Source organism: Herbaspirillum sp. NPDC087042, assembly GCF_044745245.1.
In the GTDB taxonomy this organism is placed as follows: Bacteria; Pseudomonadota; Gammaproteobacteria; order Burkholderiales; family Burkholderiaceae_D; genus Herbaspirillum.
Genome location: NZ_JBIUZW010000007.1, coordinates 90,625 through 109,683 on the forward strand (window position 1 = coordinate 90,625; position 19,059 = coordinate 109,683).

At 64.6% G+C, this 19,059-nt stretch carries 14 protein-coding genes; 3 read left to right on the forward strand and 11 right to left on the reverse strand.

Going from position 1 to position 19,059, the window contains the following annotated elements; translation table 11 throughout:
* Nucleotides 1-77: 77 nt before the first annotated feature.
* The 6 genes from ACIPHN_RS11540 to ACIPHN_RS11565 form a co-directional block, all read right to left on the reverse strand.
* Nucleotides 78-857 (reverse strand): enoyl-CoA hydratase, encoded by a 780-nt coding sequence (locus ACIPHN_RS11540; RefSeq protein WP_400436219.1) that lies wholly within the window; start codon nt 855-857, stop codon nt 78-80.
* A 202-nt stretch (nt 858-1,059) separates the two neighbouring features.
* Complete coding sequence (gene puuE, locus ACIPHN_RS11545) at nt 1,060-1,992, reverse strand: allantoinase PuuE (RefSeq protein WP_400436221.1); 933 nt, start codon at nt 1,990-1,992, stop codon at nt 1,060-1,062.
* A 107-nt stretch (nt 1,993-2,099) separates the two neighbouring features.
* Complete coding sequence (locus ACIPHN_RS11550) at nt 2,100-2,834, reverse strand: aspartate/glutamate racemase family protein (RefSeq protein ID WP_400436222.1); 735 nt, start codon at nt 2,832-2,834, stop codon at nt 2,100-2,102.
* A gap of 56 nt (nt 2,835-2,890) precedes the next feature.
* On the reverse strand, nt 2,891-4,336 hold the full coding sequence (locus ACIPHN_RS11555) for an NCS1 family nucleobase:cation symporter-1 (RefSeq protein ID WP_400436224.1): 1,446 nt from the start codon (nt 4,334-4,336) through the stop codon (nt 2,891-2,893).
* Between the two features lie 223 nt (nt 4,337-4,559).
* A complete protein-coding gene (locus tag ACIPHN_RS11560; protein ID WP_400436226.1) occupies nt 4,560-5,282 on the reverse strand; it encodes a GntR family transcriptional regulator in 723 nt (240 codons plus the stop codon).
* Between the two features lie 452 nt (nt 5,283-5,734).
* A complete protein-coding gene (locus ACIPHN_RS11565; RefSeq protein WP_400436227.1) occupies nt 5,735-6,793 on the reverse strand; it encodes an adenosine deaminase in 1,059 nt (352 codons plus the stop codon).
* 278 nt (nt 6,794-7,071) lie between these two features.
* On the opposite strand from ACIPHN_RS11565, the gene ACIPHN_RS11570 reads away from it, so the two are divergent.
* On the forward strand, nt 7,072-7,617 hold the full coding sequence (locus ACIPHN_RS11570) for a hypothetical protein (RefSeq protein ID WP_400436229.1): 546 nt from the start codon (nt 7,072-7,074) through the stop codon (nt 7,615-7,617).
* Nucleotides 7,618-7,730: 113 nt separating this feature from the next.
* Here ACIPHN_RS11570 and ACIPHN_RS11575 read toward each other — a convergent pair whose 3' ends face one another.
* The 5 genes from ACIPHN_RS11575 to ACIPHN_RS11595 form a co-directional block, all read right to left on the reverse strand.
* The gene (locus ACIPHN_RS11575; protein WP_400436231.1) at nt 7,731-8,465 is read right to left on the reverse strand and encodes an amino acid ABC transporter ATP-binding protein; all 735 of its coding nucleotides are present in this window, start codon (nt 8,463-8,465) and stop codon (nt 7,731-7,733) included.
* Nucleotides 8,446-9,102: an amino acid ABC transporter permease gene (locus ACIPHN_RS11580; protein WP_400436232.1), complete on the reverse strand. Its 657-nt coding sequence runs from the start codon at nt 9,100-9,102 to the stop codon at nt 8,446-8,448. Before ACIPHN_RS11580 ends, ACIPHN_RS11575 begins: the two co-directional genes overlap by 20 nt.
* A complete protein-coding gene (locus tag ACIPHN_RS11585; RefSeq protein WP_400436233.1) occupies nt 9,099-9,770 on the reverse strand; it encodes an amino acid ABC transporter permease in 672 nt (223 codons plus the stop codon). Before ACIPHN_RS11585 ends, ACIPHN_RS11580 begins: the two co-directional genes overlap by 4 nt.
* A gap of 207 nt (nt 9,771-9,977) precedes the next feature.
* Nucleotides 9,978-10,760: a transporter substrate-binding domain-containing protein gene (locus ACIPHN_RS11590; protein WP_400436234.1), complete on the reverse strand. Its 783-nt coding sequence runs from the start codon at nt 10,758-10,760 to the stop codon at nt 9,978-9,980.
* Nucleotides 10,761-10,810: 50 nt separating this feature from the next.
* Nucleotides 10,811-11,560, reverse strand: a complete 750-nt coding sequence (locus ACIPHN_RS11595; protein ID WP_400436235.1) for a GntR family transcriptional regulator — start codon at nt 11,558-11,560, stop codon at nt 10,811-10,813.
* Between the two features lie 507 nt (nt 11,561-12,067).
* Between ACIPHN_RS11595 and ACIPHN_RS11600 the strand changes: the two genes are divergently transcribed.
* The gene (locus ACIPHN_RS11600; RefSeq protein ID WP_400436237.1) at nt 12,068-14,968 is read left to right on the forward strand and encodes a bifunctional glycoside hydrolase 114/ polysaccharide deacetylase family protein; all 2,901 of its coding nucleotides are present in this window, start codon (nt 12,068-12,070) and stop codon (nt 14,966-14,968) included.
* A complete protein-coding gene (locus tag ACIPHN_RS11605) occupies nt 14,898-19,001 on the forward strand; it encodes a tetratricopeptide repeat protein (protein WP_400436239.1) in 4,104 nt (1,367 codons plus the stop codon). Before ACIPHN_RS11600 ends, ACIPHN_RS11605 begins: the two co-directional genes overlap by 71 nt.
* Nucleotides 19,002-19,059 lie beyond the last annotated feature (58 nt).

Here is a 19,059-nt window from a genome sequence, read left to right on the forward strand (position 1 = left end):
GAGCATCCAGCTTAGGGAAACGGGCGTTTAATCCTGGTAAAACTTTGGGGGAGCGCCGTCAATGGCGCGTAAAAATCCTATGACCAGTCGGGCGGGCGTTTTTCCAGGAAGGCATCGATGCCCTCCATCGCCTCGTCCTCCATGATGTTGCAGGCCATCACCTGTGCCGCCAGGTCGTAGGCCTCGGGCAAGGCCATCTGCAGCTGGCGGTAGAGCATGGCCTTGCCGTGGCGGATCGAGACAGTGGGCTTGCTGCAGATCTCGCGGGCCATGGCCATGACGGCCTCATCCAGTGCCTCGGCCGGGACCACTTGGTTGAGCAGGCCCCAGTCGGCGGCGGTCTGTGCGTCGATGAACTTGCCGGTGACCAGCATTTCGAAGGCGCGCTTGATGGGGATATTGCGCGTGAGCGCCACCGCCGGCGTGGCGCAGAAGAGACCGACATTGATGCCCGAAACCGCAAAGCGCGCATCGGCCGAGGCGATCGCCAGGTCGCAGCTGCCCACCAACTGGCATCCGGCCGCCGTGGCCAGGCCCTGGACCCGGGCAATCACCGGCACCGGCAGCGCCCGCAAGGATTGCATCAGCCTGCTGCAGCGCTGGAACAGCGACTGGTAATACGGTTGCTCGGGGGTGGCACGCATTTCCCTGAGATCGTGGCCGGCACAGAAGGCGCGACCATTGGCCGCCAGGATCACGCAGCGCAGCGTGTCGTCGCGGCCGAGCTCGTCCAGCTGCGCCTGCAAGGCCGCCAGCATGGCTTCGGAGAGGGCATTGAATTGCAGTGGCCGGTTCAGGGTCAGGGTGGTGATGCCCTGCTGGTCGTGTCTTAGCAGGATGTCGCTGTCTGGGGGCATGGCAGGTCTCCGTCCATTCTTGTTATCTGCCAGCGATGGTAGCGCAAGCGGGACAGCCATGCCTGGCGGCCGTTCGTCCTGAGTAGCGGCAACGCCGCGTATCGAAGGCGCACCGACGCAACGCCTTCGATACGGCCCGTTCCGGGCCTACTCAGGTCGAACGGTCAGCGCATGGGCCGTTCGCCTGCCTTGCATGTGGCGCTCAGCCTTGCCGGTAGGGATGGATCTTCTGCCAGTGCTCGGCAATGTCGATGCGGCGGCAGATCCACACCTTGTCATGCGACTGCACGTAGTCGAGGAAGCGCTGCAGGGCGCGGAAGCGGCCCGGGCGGCCCAGCAGGCGGCAGTGCATGCCGATGGAGAGCATCTTGGGGGCTTCCTCGCCTTCTTCGTAGAGTACGTCGAAGCTATCCTTCAGATACTGGTAGAAATGCTCGCTGGTGTTGAAGCCCTGCGGCGTGGCAAAGCGCATGTCGTTGGTGTCCAGCGTGTAGGGCACCACCAGGTGCGGCGCCTTCTTGCCGTCGCTGGTCTGGACGTCGGTCCAGAAGGGCAGGTCGTCGCCGTAGTAGTCGGAGTCATAGGCAAAGCCACCGTGCTCCACCACCAGCTGGCGCGTGTTGGGGGAGTCGCGTCCGGTGTACCAGCCCAGCGGGGCGCTGCCGGTCAGTTCGCGGAAGATCTGTACGGCTTGCTGCATGTGGGCGCGCTCGGTCTCGATATCCATGCTCTGGTAGTGGATCCAGCGCAGGCCGTGGCAGGCGATCTCGTGGCCCAGTTCGATGAAGGCCTGGGTCACGTCCGGCGAGCGCTGCAAGGCCATGGCCACGCCGAAGACGGTCAGCGGCAGGCCACGCTTCTCGAACTCGCGCAGGATGCGCCAGACGCCCGCGCGCGAGCCATATTCGTAGATCGATTCCATCGACATGTGGCGCGCCGGATAGGCCGCCGCACCGACGATTTCGGAGAGGAACTGTTCCGAGGCGGGATCGCCGTGCAGCACGCAGTTCTCACCGCCTTCTTCATAGTTCAGCACGAATTGCAGGGCTACGCGGGCCTGGCCGGGCCAGCGTGCGTGGGGCGGATTGCGGCCGTAGCCGGCCAGGTCGCGAGGGTAGGGTTGTTGCAGGGACATAGCGGGGTCGAGGTTGCTCACAAGGTTGAAACGCAGGGCGCCATGGTGCAGCGCCCTGCCAGGAATCAGAAATCAGGAATCAGGAATCGCTCATCAGGAACAAGGTATCAGGACCGCGCGAAGTCACGCAGCAATCCATGGTAGGCCTTGGGCAGCGGCGGCGCCAGCTCTCCGCGCTTGGCCGTGGCCAGGCCCAGTGCCACCAGCGATTCGGCCAGCTTGACCGCGGCGGTCACGCCATCGATCACGGGCGCGCCGATATCGCGCCCGATGGCCGCGCACAGGTCGGCCATGCCGGCGCAGCCCAGCACGATGGCTTCGGCACCGTCCTCGGCCAGCGCGCGCCGGCATTCGTCGGTGATGCGCGCGCGGGCGTCGGAGGCCGGATTCTCCAGGTCGAGCACGGCGATCTCGCAGGCCCGCACATTGCGGCAGAAGCGCTGCATGCCGTAGCGCTCGGCCAGGTGCCAGGCCATGCCGCTGGTACGTGCCAGCGTGGTGACCACCGAGAACGAGGGCGCAATCAGGCTGGCCATGTGCATGGCGGCTTCGGCAATCCCGATCACCGGTCCGCGCGCCAGTTCGCGGGCGGCCGACAGGCCCGGGTCGCCAAAGCAGGCGATCACATAGGCATCTACCCCCTCACGCTCGCCACGGTCGATTTCCTGCAGCAGGCCGGGGACGGCCAGGGCTTCGTCGTAGTGGCTCTCGATGGAGGCCGGTCCCATCTGCGGGCTCACACCCGTGATCTCGGTGCCGGGGGCCGCAACAGCGCGCGCGCAGGCGGTCATGGCCTCGGTCATCGAGACGGTGGTGTTGGGATTGATCAGCTTGATGCGCATTGCTCGTTCCTTGTTTCCTTGATTGCCTGAATGCCTGATTGCCGGGTCCGTCGTGCTCAGCCCTTGCGTGCAAACATCAGGTAGAACAGCGCACCCAGCGCCGCCCCGATGAACCACGAGAAGTCTGCTGCGCCGCGCAGTTGCGGCAGCATCACGCAGGCCACGCAGACGGCGGCGGCCAGCACCAGTGCCTTGACCGCATCGCGGTTGACGCCGTTGGTGTACCAGTAGCGGCCGTCGGGGCGCATGGTGTAGAGGTCTTCCACCTTGACCTGGCCGCGCTTGATCAGGTAGTAGTCGGCCAGCAGGATGCCATACAGGGGACCGATGAAGCCGCCCAGCACGTCCAGGGTGTAGTGGATCACTTCCGGGTTGCCGAACAGGTTCCAGGGCGTGATGAAGATCGAGGCGGTGGCCGCGATCATGCCGCCGGCGCGCCAGCTGATGCGGCTGGGCGAGAGGTTGGAGAAGTCGAACGCCGCCGAGACGAAGTTGGCCACGATGTTGATGCCGATGGTGGCCGTCAGGAAGGTCAGTGCGCCGATCACCGCGGCGGTGGTGTTGTCGATGCGCGAGACGGTTTCCACCGGGTCGGTGATCAGTTCGCCGAAGACGGCAATGGTGGCCGAGGTGGTCACCACGGTGACGATGGAGAAGGCCAGGAAGTTGACCGGCAAGCCCCAGAAATTGCCGCGCTTCACATCGGCGAAGGTGTGGCAGTAGCGCGAGAAGTCACCGAAGTTGAGCATCGGCCCCGAGAAGTAGGACACCACCAGCGAGATGGCCGTGATCATCACCGACACCGCCGCCCAGCCGCTGTACTTGATCTCGCCCAGGTTCAGGCCGACGTTCTGCCAGCCGGCCTTGAAGATCATCCAGCCGGCCAGGATGAACATGACCACGTAGACGGCGGGACCGGCGAAGTCGATGAACTTCTTGATGGTCTCCATGCCGTTCCAGAACACCAGCGCCTGCAAGACCCACAGCAGCAGGAAGCCGGCCCAGCCCAGCGCCGAGAGCCCGGCGAAGGCGTGCACGTGGACATCGGCATAGGGTTTGAGCTCGGGGAAGAACTTGATGATCACCACCACGAAGGCGGCCGAGGCCAGGTAGGTCTGGATGCCGTACCAAGCCACGGCGATGAGGCCTCGGATCATGGCCGGCACGTTGGCGCCGAGCACGCCGAAGGACAACCGGCTCATCACCGGATAAGGCACGCCATGCGCCTGGCTGGGGCGCGCCACCAGGTTGCACATCAGGTAGACGATGCTGATGCCCACCAGCAACGAGATCAGGACCTGCCAGCTGGTCAGGCCCAGCGCGAACAGGCTGCCGGCGAACACGTAGCCGCCCACGCTGTGGACGTCGGACATCCAGAAGGCAAAGATGTTGTAGGAACCCCAGGTCTGCTGCTTCAGGGGGGCGAGGTCTTCATTGGTCAGGCGCGCGTCGTCGGCGCCGGTGGAATAGCTGCTGGCTGCGGGGGAAGCGTCGATGGTCATGGCCGGTCTCCGTCCTGTGAGGGGTTGGGTGGAACAAAACACGCCCGGCCACAGCCGGGCAGTTCAGCGGACTTCCTGCATGCTCTGCGGCATGTGAGTGGTCGTGCGGATCTTGCGGGAGCCGCGCGACGTGGCCCTGTTTCCAACTTCTGGTACCAATACCTGTTTCCAGTTACCTGGCTTGCATGTCGTGCAAAAGCCAGTGTGCGCGCCGGGCTGCGGGTTACAGTCCCTTGCCGAGCACCGCGCGCAGATCGAATTGATCATCCGCATCCGGCCGTACCCGGTCCTCGCACAAATGCAAGTGATGTGCCATATGCTCCTGGGCGGCTTCGATGTCGCCTTTTTCCAGGGCTTCCAGCACGGTCTCGTGTTCATCGAAGGAGCAGGCGTTGTGGCCCGGCGCCTCCGTTTTTGCGATCATCAGCGTGGTGCGCGAGACCAGCTTGCGCAACGTTTCCACCAGCAGCGCATTGCCCGTCAGCTCGGCCAGCGCCAGGTGGAACTGGGCTGAGAGCCTGATCCAGCGCGGCCGGTCGCCGTTGAGATAGCAGTCGCGCTCTTCTTCCACCATGCGCCGCAGGCCGGCGATCTGGCGCGTGCCGGCCTCCCGGCCCACCTTCTCCAGCACCGCGTGTTCGAGGATGTTGCGCAGCTCGAACATGTCGCGCACCTCGGCATGCGAGGGGCTGGCGATGAAGGCGCCACGATTGGCTTCCAGGTCTACCATGCCCTCCGAGGCCAGGCGCGCCAGTACCTTGCGCACCGTGTGGCGGGCCGTGTCGTAGATCTGGCACAGGGTCTGCTCGGTCAGCTTGGTGCGCGGCGGCAGCCGGTGCTCCATGATGGCGTCGTAGATATCCTGGTACATCCTTTCCTCGACCGCCCCGGTGCTCTCGCGCTCACGCGTGGCGGAGGGGCGTGCGGTTTTGCTGGCTTTGTTCATGATGCTCATGCTCTGGCTATGGATTCCTGTCTGGATGGTCATTGCCGGTCGACAACAAGGCGCATGGATCGTCAACAATCTGAAAATGAATTTGCAACAAAACGGGGCTTATTCTGCACCAAAAAGAATGCCGTGTGTCCCTCTTTGGGTCAGGGATTGCCCCGATTTCGTTGCTGCGACGCAGCGCCGATCAGCCATACGGGCCGGATAGGCCAGCCAGGCGGGTGCTGCATAGCGTAATCTGTCTTCATGAATTGTCGCCAATCCTGTTACCAATCTTTGGCAATAGCGTGTGTGAATGGCCTTTCCTCTCCGCGCGGAATTGCGGACAGGATGGTTGCCAATCGCCTTCGGCGGGTATGCAAGAAACGTGCTTGATCGTGGCGGGCATAAAAAAACGCCCGGCATAGGCCGGGCGTCGGGGGGCTGGCGATGAGGCTGTTGCGGGCGGATCAGTGCGCGGTGGCGTACTGTTCCAGCTCCTGGTGCAGGGTGGCCTTGTCTTCGTCGGACAGGAAACAGGCATCGATGCCATTGCGCGCCAGTTGCAGCACCTGCTCGCGTGACAGGTTCAGGGAGCGTGCCACGGCGTGGTAGTTGGCGTTCATGTAGCCGCCGAAGTAGGCCGGGTCATCGGAATTGACCGTCACGGCCAGGCCGGCGTCGAGCAGGCGCGCCAGGTTGTGCTCGGCCATGTCCTTGACCACGCACAGCTTCAGGTTGGACAGCGGGCACACGGTCAGCGGCGTGCGCTGCTGCGCCAGGCGCTGCATCAGGGCCGGATCTTCCTCGCTGCGCACGCCGTGGTCGATGCGTTCCACATGCAGCACGTCGAGCGCGCCGATGACATAGGCAGCCGGACCTTCCTCGCCGGCATGGGCGACCAGGCGGAAGTCCAGTTCGCGGCAGCGCGCATAGACACGTTCGAACTTCTCGGGCGGGTTGCCGCGCTCGGAGGAGTCCAGGCCGATGCCCAGCCACAGGTCGCTGTACTGCTCGCGCAGCGGCAAGGCCGCCTCCAGGGTGGCGAAGGCGTCTTCCTCGGAGAGGTGGCGCAGGAAGGACATGATCATGACGCTGCCGAAACCATCGCGGCGGCGCGCATCGCGCAGGGCATTGGCGATGCCGGCGAACACGGTGGCCATGGGGATGCCGCGCTCGGTATGGGTCTGCGGATCGAAGAAGATCTCGGTGTGACGCACGTTGTCGGCCTGGGCGCGGGCGATGTAGGCGGCGGTCATGTCGTAGAAGTCCTGCTCGGTACGCAGCACGTTGGCGCCGGCGTAGTACAGGTCGAGGAAGGATTGCAGGTCGCTGAAGTTGTAGGCGGCGCGCAGTTCTTCCACCGAGGCGTAGGGCAACTGGACCTGGTTGCGCTGGGCCAGCGCGAACATCAGTTCGGGCTCCAGCGTCCCTTCAATGTGCAGGTGCAGTTCGGTTTTCGGCATGCCGGCGATGAAACCGTCCAGGGCGGCGCCGCAAGCGGATGGGGAAATGACTGCTGAGTTCATGGAAACGACCCTTCAAAAATGGCAAAAACAGGGAAAAACGGCGGCAGGATGGCGCATCGTGCCAGCATAGCCGCCTCCCGGACCCCGCATTATCACGCAAATCCCATACCCGGCTCCAGCATTGCAGGGCCGGTGCTGAACCTTGGCTGGTTTGTCCTGTCCTCATTAGGGCCTGTGGCCGGCCTGTCCCAAAGGGTGGGAGGAGGGTAAAGATTCGCTGAAATTTCGCCGACCGCTGTCAAGCCATGTTTAAATGCAAAGCTTCTTGGGGGAAATGCATGCGTAAGATGATCAGGGGTTCATTGCAGTGCTTGTTGTCCGTGTCGATGGTGGCGGGCATGACGGCTTGTTCGGTCATGCCCTGGAGCGAGAAGGAGGACCCGACCGTGGTTCCCTACAAGACCATCATGAGCGGGTCGTACCAGGGTTTCCTCAAGAACTGGGATGACCAGCGCCAGCCGGTCTTCTGTGCGCTCATCCGCAGCCGCGACGAATGGGAGCAGTGGATGATGGCGGCCCCGACCCAGGGTGACAAGCGCCCCACCGGTCCGTCGGCCGATCATTTCGAACGCAAGCAATACCTGGTGGTGGCGCGCACGATGTCCGCCCCCGATGCCGCCGAGCGTCCGCATGTCTTCACCCCGCTGTCGGTCCGCCTGCGCGATGGCACGCTGCGACTGAACTACCTCTACCGCGCCCCGGCCTCGGGTGCCTCCTACAGGATCAAGGATTACCTGATGGTGGCCATTCCCAGGGAGCGCTTCACCACCGGGCCGGTGGTGTTCTATGAGAATGATCGCAAGGTGTGCCAGCTGGATCGTTAGTCAGGGCGGCTCGTCTGCTTGGTCATCGCAGATAGGCGTTGCCTGCACAGACGAATGAAAAAAAGGCCGGAGGCGTGTCCACGCTTTCCGGCCTTTTTGTATGACGTGCGAGTTCAAGCCCCCTGCGTCATCCCGATGAACTGCTGCAATTCCGGTGTCTTGGGATTGCCGAACAGTTCTTCCGGCGGGCCGATCTCGTGGACCTTGCCCTGGTGCATGAACACCAGGCGGTTGCAGACCTCGCGGGCGAAGCGCATTTCGTGGGTCACCATCAGCAGCGTCATGCCTTCCTTGGCCAGGCCGCGCATGACGGCCAGCACTTCATTGACCAGTTCCGGATCGAGCGCCGAGGTGATCTCGTCGCACAGCAATGCCTGCGGGTTCATCGACAGCGCGCGGGCAATCGCCACGCGCTGTTGCTGGCCGCCCGAGAGCTGGTCGGGAAAGGCGTCGAACTTGTGACCCAGGCCGACCTTCTCCAGGTTGGCCTTGGCCGTGACCATGGCTTCGGCTTCAGTCACGCCCTTGACGATCATGGGCGCGATCATCACGTTGCGGCCCACCGAGAGGTGCGGGAACAGGTTGAACTGCTGGAAGATCATGCCGACCTTCAGGCGCAGGTTGCGCAGTTCCAGTTCGGTCGCGCCCAGCTTGGCGCCGGCCACGCTGATGTTGCCTTCGTCGATGGTCTCCAGGCCGTTGATGCAGCGCAGGAGGGTGGACTTGCCCGAGCCGCTCTTGCCGATGATGGCGATCACTTCGCCAGGTTCGACGTCCAGGCTGATGCCCTTGAGGACTTCGTTGTCGCCGAAGCGTTTCTTGACGTTATCAATGGCGATGAGCGGCATTGTATTTCCTTTCTAGAGACTGGCTGTACTTGGACAGCGGCCAGCAAAGCACGAAGTAGAAGGCGCCCACGATGGCAAACACCGTGAAGGGGCGGAAGGTGGCGTTGGTGATGACGGTGCCGGCCTTGGACAGTTCGATGAAGCCGATGATGGAGGTCACGGCGGTGGACTTGATGATCTGCACGCCGAAGCCCACGGTCGGTGCAATGGCGATACGGAAAGCCTGCGGCAGCACGATGTAGCGCATCTGCTGGAAGTAACCCATGGCCAGCACCGAGGAGGCTTCCCATTGACCCTTGGGCACGGCCTCGACGCAGCCGCGCCAGATCTCGGCGAGATACGAGGCGCTCCAGCACATCAGCGCCATGCCCGCCGCCAGCCAGGCCGGCACTTCGATGCCGAACAGGGCGATGCCGAAGAAGACCAGGAACAGCTGCATCAGCAGCGGCGTGCCCTGGAACAGCTCGATGTAGAGCCGTGCGATCTGGCGCAGCCAGCCCTGGCGCGAGGTGCGCATGAACAGGATGACCAGGCCCAGCGTGCCGCCGAGCACGAAGGTGACCAGCGACAGGACGATGGTCCAGCGCCAGGCCAGCATCAGGTTGCGGACGATGTCCCAGGTGGTGAAAGAGATCATGCGGTCCTCCGGGCGGTGATGAAGTATTGGCCGATCAGGCGCAGCACCTGGCGCAGCAGGACGGCCAGCACCAGATAGATGAGCGTGGCCACGATATAGGCTTCGAAGGCGCGGAAGTTGCGTCCCTGGATGAAGTTGGCCGCGAACGACAGTTCTTCCACGGCGATCTGCGAGCACACCGCCGACCCCAGCATGACGATGACCACCTGCGAGGACAGCGCTGGCCAGATCTTCTGCAGCGCCGGGCGCAGGATGATGTGGCGGAAGATCTGCATGCGCGACATCGACAGCGATTGCGCTGCCTCGATCTGGCCGCGCGGGATGGCCTGCACGCCGGCGCGGATGATCTCGGTGCTGTAGGCGCCCAGGTTGATCACCATGGCCAGGATGGCAGCCGTGATTTCGCTGATGTGGATCTCCAGCGATGGCAGCCCGAAGAAGATGAAGAACAGCTGCACCAGGAAGGGCGTATTGCGGATGATCTCCACATAGCCGCTGACGATGGGCTTGAGCCAGCCTGGCCCCTGCGAGCGCGCCCAGGCGCCGAAGATGCCCACGGCCACGCCGAGCACGCCGCCGATGGCGATGAGCTCGACGGTCGTCAGCACGCCTTTGACGATGACGTCGCTGTAGTCGAAGGTGGAGAGGAAATCGAATTGATAAGCCATGATGTCGTGTGTGCCCTGCCTTGTACTCCCGGGTTGTCCGCCTGCCCCTGCTGTTGCCGTTGCGATGGTGCGATGTTGCGTTGCTGCGGTCTTGCCTGCTCCGCCTCCCCGGCACCGGGCGGAATCGCGCCGGGGATGCGTTCAAACGTCTTGCCTCGATACGGTGACCGCACCCCGTCTTTTACGGGGATGCGGTGTTATAGCAAATTACAGGCCAGCTGGCAGCGGCAAGCCCAGCCATTTTTGCGAAATGCCGTTCAGGCTGCCATCTTTCTTGGACTCGGCCAGGATCGCGTCGACCTTGTCCTGCAGCTTCTTCTCACCCTTGTTCAGGCCGATGAAGCAGGGCGAATCCTTGATCAGGAACTTGGTTTCCGGCTTCTTGGGCGGGTTCTTGGCGATGATGGCAGCGGCCACCACGTTGCCGGTGGCCACCAGTTGCACCTGGCCCGAGAGGAAGGAGCTGATGGTGCTGTTGTTGTCTTCGTAGCGCTTCACGGTGGCGCTGGCCGGCACGATCTTGGTCAGTTCCAGGTCTTCCACCGAGCCACGGGTCACCGCAATGGTCTTGCCGGCGAGGTCGGCCGCGCCCTTGACGCTCAGGTCAGCCGGGCCGAACACGCCATTGAAGAAGGGCGCATAGGCGGCGGTGAAATCGATGACTTTCTCACGCTCCGGGTTCTTGCCCATGCTGGAGATGACCAGGTCCACCTTCTTGGTGGTCAGGTAGGGAATGCGGTTGGCGCTGGAGACCGGGATCAGCTCCACCTTCACGCCCAGCTTCTTGGCGATCAGGGTGGCCACGTCGATATCCAGGCCTTGCGGCTTGAGGTCGGCATCGACCGAACCAAACGGCGGGAAATCGGCCGGCACCGCCACGCGCAGCGTGCCGTGCTTCTGGATATCGTCCAGGGCGTCGGCGCGGGCAGCCGAAGCGGAGATCATCATGGCGCCGGCCATCAGGCCGAGCAGGAGTTTTGTCAGTTTCATAGCGGTTTCCCTAGGGTTGACGACGTTGATGAGTGGCCCCGTGCTTGCGCCTACAGCGGCCTTTTTCCTGGCTGGCGGACACTGCCGGCATCGTCCACGGCGGTAGGCCGTGATACCGATGCCAGTGCCTGCCGCAGCGGTTCCAACGGATCGCTGCTGCGCACCTGGTTGAGTCCTGACTCCACGTGTTGCAAGTGGGTGTGCATCAGTTGCTCAGCCTGTTCCAGATCGCCGCGTTCCAGCGCCTCGACGATCAGTACATGTTCCGAACACGAATCCTCCGCCTGCTCCGACGACTGGTGCAGCATGGCCGTCAGCGTGGTGCGGGCGGTCAGGTCGCGCAGCGTCTCCGAGAGCAGCGAATTGCCCAGGCATTCGCACAGGCAGACGTGGAAATCCCCCAGCAGGTAGCTGCGGGCACCCACATCGGCACCGGCGATGGCCGCTTCTTCGCGGGCGATGTGCGCGCGCAGCTGGCTGATCGCGCTGGCAGTAACGGGACGTACCCGCGCCTGGCGCAGCAGCCCCAGCTCGATCACCCGGCGTGCCTCGAAGGCTTCGCGGGCCTCGTCGGCGGTGGGCTCGATGACGAACCAGCCACGCCGCGCACTGACCGTGACGATGCCGCGCGCCATCAGCCGCGTCAGCGCCTCGCGCACCTGGGTGCGCGAGACATTGAAGAGATCGGCCAGCTGCTGTTCACCCAGACGCGTTCCCGGGGCCAATTGCTTGGCCAGGATTGCCTCGGTGATGCGCATCGCAATCTGCGACGACGACTTGACGGAAGGATTGGTGCTCATGACCCCTCATCAGCAAGTTGTGTGCCACGCTGATATACAAGATTGGCATACAACATCCGGCGACGATTATTGGCGGCGAGATCCCGCTGTGGCAAGGGTTTTCAAGCGAATGGGAGAGGGCGCAGGCTGATGGCGGCCCGGATGCTGCGCTGCGCTGATACCGGTCGCACCATTGCGGTGGGCATCGTCATGCCTTTCCGGTGCGCCACTGTAGCGCTGTGTCCGCACTTATTTTGTGCAATGCGATGTCGCCGGGCGGTCGATAATGGCGGAACATTAATTCAGCTTATCCAGGTTCAAGATGACTGATTTAATTGTTTAAATTACAATTTTGTGTAAAAGAAACACAAATTCTCATTGAATGAAATTAAAATTTGATACAAATTTTTGACATTCTTCAAGAATAAACGGGGAGCTTGCGTGGGCCGAGGTGGCGCAGAACAACCAGATCAACAAGTCCGGCAAGGGGGGCGCGCCTGGCGTGCAGTCCGTGGCGCGACGGCGGTCATGCTGGCCGCCGTCGCGCTCTTGCTGACTGGCGCGGCGCCGGCCCAGACCGCGTCCGATCCTGCCTTGGCGGGCGCGGCACCGGCACCGGTGTCGGCGGCGTTCTACTACGGCCCCAATCCGCCGCTGGCCGACCTGCAGGCCTTCGACGTGGCGGTGGTGGAGCCGGAGTACGTCAGCAATCCCGCCTCCCGCACCCGCGCAGCGGCCGATGGCGCGCACCAGCTGTTCGCCTATGTCTCGCTGGGCGAGGTGCAGCCCTCGCGTCCCTATTACAAGCAATTGCCTCCCGGCGTGCTCAAGGGCAGCAATGCCGCCTGGGGCAGCCGGGTGATCGACCAGGCTGCACCGGGCTGGCGCGACTTCTTCCTGGACCAGATCGTGGCGCCCCTGTGGGCCCAGGGCTGGCGCGGTTTCTTCCTCGATACGCTGGATTCCTACCAGCTCTTTGCCAAGACCGACGCCGAGCGCGCCGCCCAGACCCAGGCCATGGTCGCCACCCTGCGCGAATTCAAGCGCCGCTATCCGGATGCCAGGCTGATCCTCAATCGCGGCTTCGAGCTCTTGCCCGAGATTGCCCCGCTGACCTATGCGGTGGCCGCCGAATCGCTCTATCGCGGCTATGACGCCGGGCGTCGCAGCTATGGCGCGGTGTCCGACAATGACCGGGCCTGGCTGCAGGGCCAGATGCAGACGGTGCGCCAGCGCTACCAGTTGCCGGTGATCGCCATCGACTACGTCGACCCGGCGCAGCGCGGTGCGCGTGCACTGGCGCGCGAGACGGCGCAGAAGATCGTCGCCGACGGTTTCATCCCCTGGGTGGCCGATGGCGCGCTGATGTCCATTGGCGTGTCCAGCGTCGAACTGGTGCCGCGCAATGTGCTGGTGCTGCTGGACCTGGCCCCGGGCGAGGACTTGCATACCAGCGAAGCGCAGCGCTTCCTGGGCATCCAGTTGAATCACCTCGGCTTGCGCTACGAGTTCCGCGATGTCGGCCGCGAAGGCCTGCCCACCGAACCGCTGGCCGGGCGCTATGCCGGCGTGGTGACCTGGTTCCGCTCCGGCGCCATCCATCAGCAATTGGGGCCGTGGCTGGACAAGCGCATCAAGGAAGGTGTGCCGGTCGCGATCTTCAATGCCTTCGGTTTCCAGATGACCAAGCTCACCGCCGACATGCTGGGCCTGACCAGCTTCGCGGCGCCGACGCCGGACCAGTTGAACGTGGTCCAGGCCGATCCCGTATTGATGGGCTTCGAGACCAAGCCGCGGGTCGACCGCGGCCAGCTGGAGAATGTGCGCCTGGCCGACCCGGCGGCGCCGTCGTTGCTGCGCATGAAGGACAACCGCAACAACCTCTATGACGCCGCCGCCGTTACCCCCTGGGGCGGCTTCGCGCTGGCGCCTTTTGCCACCACCACGGCACCGGTGCTGGATCCGCCGCGCTGGGTGCTGCAACCCATGCTCTTCCTCAAGCAGGCGCTGCGCCTGCCAGACATTCCGGTTCCCGATGTCACCACCGAAGGGGGCCGCCGCATCCAGACCAGCCACCTGGATGGCGATGGCTTCCCCTCCAAGGCTGAATATCCGGGCTCGCCCTTTGCGGTCGAAATCCTGCAACGCGAGATCTGGGACCGCTACCGCTTCCCGGTAACGGTCTCGGTGGTCGAGGGCGAGTTGAGCCCACAGGGTGTCTATCCGCAGTTGTCGGCGCAGACCACGGCGCTGGCGCGCAAGATGTTCATGCTGCCCTACATCGAGCCGGCCAGCCATTCCTTCTCGCACCCCTTCAGCTGGGCCGATGCGATGAACGACACCCACCATGCCGACATCACCCAGATGGATGGCGATGCCTCGCATACCCTGGAGGTGCCCAACTACAAGTTCAACCTGCAGCGCGAGATCAAGGGCTCGATGGACTACATCAACCAGACCCTGCTGCCACCGGGCAAGAAGGCCGAGGTGTTCCTGTGGACCGGCAATTGCGTGCCGCCGCCCGCGGCCATTGCCCAGACCTATCTGGACGGTTACCTCAACATGAATGGCGGTGACACCATGATCACCCGCAGCCGCAATACCTGGACCGACATCGCCGCGCAAGGCATCCGCAAGCAGGGCTGGTACCAGGTGTTCGCGCCCAACCAGGACGAGAACGTCTATACCGGTAACTGGACCGGTCCCTTCTACGGTTTCGAGCGCGCCATCGAAAGCTATGAACTGACCGGCGAGCCGGTGCGCTTCAAGGCCGTCGACATCTACTACCACTTCTATGCCGGCACCAAGCCGGCCTCGGTGGCGGCCCTGCACAAGATTCACCGCTGGGCGCAGGCGCAGCCCTTTACGCGGCTGTACGTGTCGCAGTACATCCGCAAGGTCATCGATTTCGAGAACACCAGTATCGCCCGCACCAGCGATGGCGCCCTGGTCTACCGCACCGGCGCCAACCTGCGCACCTTGCGCATCCCCGAGGGCGCGCCCGACTATGATCTGTCGGTCCCCGGCGTGGCCGGCATCGCACCGGGGCCGGAGGGACGCTACCTGATCACCTCGGCGGCGCAAGTGCGCCTGGCGCCGCGCGCCGCCGAGTCCCGGCCATTGCCGATGCTGCTGGAGGCGGGCGGGCAGGTGAGCGAATTCCGTCGCAGCGTGACCGGCGACAAGGCCGAGCTGCGTTTCACGCTCAGCGCCAATGGCGCATCGACCTTCAGCATCAGCGGTGCGCGCGCCTGTAGCGCCAGCGCCGATGGGGTGGCACTGACCCGAGGCAAAACGCCCAGCATCAGCAGCCAGGCATGGTTCAAGGATTTCTCCGGAAAGTCAGCAGTCCATCAATATGACATCGGCTCCACAAACGCCCAACTCGCGACAACACGGCACCTGGTACTCGTTCAATGCACCTTATGAACGACTGAGGCTGTTCTCGCCCTGGACGATCGCCGGTTTCGCACTGGCGGTCGGGACCGTGTTCGCCCTGGTCTACCCCAAGGTCTCGCTGCAGCAGCGTCTGGAGGTGGCCAATGCCAGCGGTCGCCCTGACCAGTTGACGGTCGAATACCTGAAGGTCTTCCTCAAGGCCCAGCCGGGCAATGCCGCCCTGCGCGCCGAGCTGGTCAGGCAACTGATCGACCTGGGCCAGCTGGCCGAGGGACGCCAGCAACTGGCCCTGCTGCAGATGGGCAATGACCCGGCCGCGCAACTGTCGGCGGCCTGGCTGCAATATCGCATCGGCCAGCAGGAAGCCTTCGCGCGGCCCGAGGGCTCGCCCGAGCGCGCCCGCATGGTGGTGCGCCTGCGCGAGCAGCTGCAGGTGCTGATGACCTATCCGCTCACCTCGCAGCAATGGCTGATGCTGTCGCAGGATGCGCTGGCGCTGGGTGATGTGGAGGCCGCACGCGCGGCATTCACGCGCCTGCTGGCCGACCGCAGCACGGCCGAGATGCCCTATGCGGACGTGGTGCGGCTGGGCCAGCAAAGCCTGGGCATGGGTGACTACCGCAGCAGCGCCGCCTTCTATCTGCTGGCGATGCAGCATGCCGGCTCGCTGGAGTCGCGTCGCGAGAATTTCATCACCGCCTTGCGCACGCTGCAGGCCGGTGGCCTCTACCGCGAAGCGCTGGAAGCGGCCGACGCCAACCTGGGGCCGCTGGCCAATGACAAGCAGACCCTGCTGTTCCTGACCCGGCTGGCGCAGGCGGCCAATCGTCCCGATGCTGCCGAGCGCTACGTGCGGCAATTGCTGCAATTGTCCATGGGACGCGCCATCGCGCCGCTGGCGGCGGCCGGGCAGGGCGGTGCTGGCCCGGTACAGTTCCGACAGATGCGTGACTTCACCCGCTCGCTGCGGCTCACGCAGGCCTTGCTGCATGCACCGCACCAGCTGCAACTGCGCCTGCACGAGGCCATGCGCGAGGGCCGCATCCTGCGCGTGGCCGACGCCGGCCCCGATCTCTCCCAGCCGAGCGCAGCCGACCAGGCCGCCAGCGGCGCGCTGGCGCGCCTGCCTTTCGATGACGAGATCTATACGTTGGCCTACAACGTCTTCCTGGGCAATCGCAATCTGGTCGATGCGCGCCTGCTGGCACAATCGGCGGTGCGACAGAAACCCGACAGCGCCGCCTGGCGCAAGCGCCTGGCCGAAGTGTCGGAGTGGAGCGGGGTCCCCGAACAGGCTACGCCGCAGTGGCTGGCCTATGCCCGCCTCTCCAATGACGAGGCGGCCTGGGACAATGTCTTGCGCATCGCCAGCGGGACCTTCGAACAGGACATCCTGGTAGAGGCCTTGCAGCACAAGATGCAGGTCGAGCCGGGCGATCCCAAATGGGTCAACCAGCTGGTGGCCCAGTACGAGAACATCGGCCAGCCTGAGCGCGCCGCCGCCTTGTTGCAGGCGCGCCTGAACCGGGGCCGGGGGCCGGCGCTGGCCGGCAGCGAGCGCAATGCCGAGATGGATGCGCTGGTCAAACTCTACCTGCGCATGGGCCGCGATGCCGATGCCCTGGCCCTGCTGGAGCAGCAACGCAAGGAGTTCGGACCCTCGGCCAGCAATGCCATGCTGGCCTCCAACCAGCTCTATCTGCAGGGGCGCCTGGAAGAAGCCATGGGCGTGCTGCGCGATGCCGCGCCCACGGTGGCGGTTGGCAATGCCGATTTCTGGCGTACCTATGCCGAGGTGGCGCGCTCTCTCGATCACAGCGGCGAGGCCCGTCTGGGCTACGACAAGTTGCTGGCCGGCGACCAGGCGCTGGAAGGCGACATGAGCAACATGATGGGCGTGATCCAGGAGCGCGAGCCGCGCGCCGCTGCCGAACTGGCCGAGTTCGGCTTCCGTCGCACCGGCGTGGCCAATTTCGCGGTGCAGGCGCTGACCTATCGCCAGCGCATCAACGACCTCGACGGCGCCCAGGCCTTCCTCGACAGCATTACCGCGCAGCAGAATGCGGTGCTGGAAAAGAGTGTCCCCTACCTGACCGTGCGCGCCTCGGTGAAGCAGTTGCGGCGCGATCTTCCGGGCGCGCGTGCCGACATGCTCAAGGCCCTGGCCATCAATCCGCGTGCGGCCGAAGTGCGCGCCGAGATGATCTGGATCCTCATCGCCACCCGCGATGCCGCCACGCTCGATCGCGCCCTCGGCCTGTGGGCCGCCGACGCCGAGACCACGCCACAACTGTGGGGGCCGTTCGCCGCCGCCCACATGGCGCTGAACCGGCAGAACCTGGCCTTGCACTGGTTCCGCAAGTCGGGCTTCCCGCAGAACGACTATCTCTGGCTGATGAGTTATGCCGAGGCCCTGGATGCCACCGGCCAGCCCGACCTGGCCTGGCGCATCCGCCGCCGCGCCTGGGTCGAGTTGCGCGATCCGCAGCAGTTGCGCAATATCCCGCCCAACCAGTTGCGTGAATGGCGCGACCGCCTGGCGGCACTGGCGCCGCTGTTCCTGCCGGCCGATGCCGGCGCGCGCGTCATGCGCGCCCTGCTCGACAGCGACGTGACCAGTCTGGTCCCCCCCGAGAGGGCGGTGTTGCCGGCCGATGGCCCGGCCCTGCTCGCGGACATGCAGGCCGCCGCCGCCAGCGATGGCCGGCAGCACGACCAGGAAGACGCCCTGTCAGCCCGGCTGGCGCAGGGGCCGGAGGCGCTGTTCGCCCGCACTGGCGAGGGCCAGCGTCCGCGCGACGATGCGCGCCTGTCGGCCAGCGTGCGCGAACTGGCGCTGGCCTATGCGATGAACCAGGGCCAGTCCGACCTGGCCCGCGCCTGGCTGGCCACCCGCTTCGCCAGCCAGCTGGACAAGCCGCTCTGGGGCGACCTGGCCATGGCCCTGGCGGTCGACGACCGCCAGGGTTTGAATACGCTGCTGGACAACCTGGCCGACTGGCTGCCCATGTATGACCGGGTGGAAGCGGCACGTGTGGCCGGCCGCATCCCGCTGGCGCAGACCCTGGCCTTCGACCAGTTCGAACGCCTGCCGGCCGACGATGAATTGCATGCGCGCCTGACCAGCCTGGTGACCGACGACCCCGCCAAGTTCTGGGCCGGCTACACCATGAGCCGGGCGTTTCCGCTGGTGACCAAGCTGTATCTGGTGCGCACCGGCTTTTCGCTCACACCGGGCACGCGCCTGGACTTCGGCTATACCGAGCGGCACCAGAGCGTGGATGACCTGACCCAGCTGGGCGCGGTGCCGGGTGTGGACCGCTTGTTCGAATGGACGCTGCGCCGACGCATCGAGAATGGCTTCGTCAGCCTGGGCGTGCAGCATCGCGATGCCATGACCGCCTTCAACGGCCTGCGGCTGGAGTTCTCCCAGCAACTGACCCCCAAGATGACCTTGAGCGGCAATGGCGGCCTGAACCAGAGCGCCACCGAATCGGCGCTCATGCAGGTGGGCGGGCGGCGCAATGGTGGCGAGCTCAACCTGAACCTGTTGCTCAGCCGCACCGAATACCTGCGCCTGGGCGGCGGCCTGCAGCAATACCAGAGCCAGGCCGGTACCTCGCTGGGCCGCGGGCGCACGCTCACTGCCGAAGTGGGTAGCCACCTGCGCGTGGAATATCCCAACCTGACCCTGCGCGCCTTCGTCAACGATGCCAAGTTCAGCGACTACGGCGCCAGCGACGACCAGATCGCGCGCCTGGTGCCGGTGGGGACGGATCCGACGGGATTCCGCTACATGCCGCTGGATACCCGTGTCTGGGGCGTGGCGCTGGGGACCGGCACGGTGGTGGAGAACACCTATAGTCGAGCCTGGCGTCCCTTTGCCGAGTTCGGCATGACCCGCACCTCCGATATCGGCTGGGGGCGCAACCTGCGCGCCGGCCTGTTGGGCAGTGTGGTGGGGCAGGACCAGCTCTCCATCGCCGTCGAGAGCACCAGTGCCACACCCAACACGCCGCAGCGCGGATTTGAAATGAACGTGCTCTACAAATGGTTCTACTGACAATTTGTTGCTTCAGCGGATTGATCTGTTTTATCGATAAGCAAGCCCGTATTGATCT